Genomic DNA, 2,133 nt, shown 5'->3' on the forward strand with positions numbered 1-2,133 from the left:
GATTAATATTTGTTGATTTGCTTTATCAAAATCTAAGTCATGAGTTGATGATTTTATTGTTTTTATTTGGGAATCAATCTTTCTTTTTTCTTTTTGAATTTTTTGAATAGCAATATCATAATTGGCCAAAGACAATATAGCTTTTTCTTTTTGTATGCTCTTTATTTCAGCTTGAACAGATTTTAAATATTTTGAATTTTTAGGGTTTTCAATAATAAGTGCCTCTAGCAATTTGAGTAAAGCTTCATCATTGTTTTTTCGACTTTTTGCTTTTTTTGATTGCTGAAGCAAAAAATCATATTGCTTTAGTTCTTCTGCTAATGAGAATGATGCTCGTGATAAGTAGATTAAATCACCGGAGTTTTTAGGCTGTTTACGATTAAAATCATTTTTATATGCTTGCAACGTATTTTTATCTAAATCAATGTTTCCTGTAAACTCTAAATTTAAATTTTGAAATCCAATTTTAATTTTATTCAAAAGATATTGGTATTGAGCCTGTTTTTTAGAAAGCAAATCATATTCTTTTTGATTTTGATTCAATTCTTCTTGTTTCTTAGAAATTTCCTCAATATTTTTGTAGTTAAAAAAGAACGTCATTATTTTTCTAATCCTGATTACGTTTTTTATTTCATCACCTTTAGTAAAAATTTGTCCTAAGTCTCCTTGATGACTTTCAGATATAAAATTCAAAAACGTAAAAGCTCTAAAAGTAGGACTTTCTTCAAAAACATTTTGATATACCTTTAGCTGCTTGTTATCTCCCACTTGGGGTAGAATAATTTTACTTATTTCTTCAATATAACTTTCCCTTGAAACTAAATTATATATATCTCCTTCGGCACGTTTATAATAAAACTTTGAATCAGTATCACGTTTAATATATAAATTTAAATTCTTATTTGATACATATGCTCCTACCGCGGTAATGTTCTCCATCCCATCTTTATTTGGTAGATCCTTGTCTGTAGTACCTAAAATAAAATCAATACATTCCGCGAACAAAGTCTTACCTACTGAATTTGGCCCATATATATATGTAATATCACTAAGCTCATATTCTTTTACTTGATCTTCATCCCATAATTGCAATTTACGAATCCTAAACATACTGCAATACTTCCTCTAAAAATGACTTAGTATTTAAATTACTAATCTCTGCTAAGTGATTTATTGTTTTCTTTTCAATGTTAATCAAAAATTTATTCTTACTAGCATTATCTGGAAGCTGTTTTTTAACTTTAATAGTATCACCTTCAACACTTATCCATCCTTCAGTTTCTAGGATATAGATCACATCTAATATTGCTTTTAGTTCTTCAGGATGCGAAGTTAATTTTATACTTAAAGATGATAAAAAAGTTTTAATAAAATCCATCTTTCGATTACTATATTTTCTAATTGATGCATGTTTTACACCAAAAGACATAAATATCAATTTAGTTATTGAGTTTACCCGATATGGTCTTTTTATCAAACTAATAATTATAGATGCATATTCAGCCTGTAATATTAAACTTGGCTCCATATTAATCTTCTTTCCAAGAAATTCGAATATCTTTATTAATATTCTGTCCTGTCATATACACATAACAGCCATGATTATATATAGGACCTCCTGGAAAAAGTTGTGATGTCATTAGATTTTTTTGGGTAGTTCTAAGAAATAAATTATGTGATGTATATTTTCCATCAAATTTTAAATCATCTTTAGTATCTTCATAATTAGAAAAGGCTTCATATTCTAAATTTCCAATTTCTGTTTTTTTAGTTGTATCTGCATATACTTCTCTAAAATCTTTATAGAACACTTCTCTTACTAGCTCTCGTACAATAAAGTTAGGGTCAGGGTTAACTGCTTTCAATTGAGTTATTTCTCTTAATCGTTCTTTACTTAATAGCTGATTAGCTGTTTTTCTTTTGTTGGGTGTTAATTCTTCAACATTAACTTGGTATTTATGATCAGAAATATTATCGTTTACCATTAATGTTATAGCTGTAACATCATTATATTTAAATACCGCAGGTCTTTTCTTCCCCATAAATTTCTCTATTCGATTTATACATTCTTTTTTAAACGCCGATTGTAAAATCAAATTGAACACTTTAGAAAAATAAAAAGTCCATCTGGAC

The 2,133-nt window shown here is 27.5% G+C and carries 3 protein-coding genes; all 3 read right to left on the bottom strand.

The features are described from left to right. Positions 1-1,110, bottom strand: a 1,110-nt coding sequence (locus CP368_RS09715; RefSeq protein WP_143468328.1) for an AAA family ATPase, incomplete at its 3' end; no start/stop codon positions are given. Then, entirely contained in the window at positions 1,103-1,528 is a 426-nt protein-coding gene (locus tag CP368_RS09720; RefSeq protein ID WP_098046044.1) for a hypothetical protein, read from the bottom strand. The genes CP368_RS09720 and CP368_RS09715, both read right to left, overlap by 8 nt. A 1-nt stretch (position 1,529) precedes the next feature. Continuing rightward, a partial coding sequence (locus CP368_RS09725; protein ID WP_233185883.1) for a hypothetical protein occupies positions 1,530-2,133 on the bottom strand: 604 nt, incomplete at its 5' end.

This window comes from Lactobacillus sp. UMNPBX17 (assembly GCF_002553735.1).
GTDB lineage: Bacteria > Bacillota > Bacilli > Lactobacillales > Lactobacillaceae > Lactobacillus > Lactobacillus gallinarum.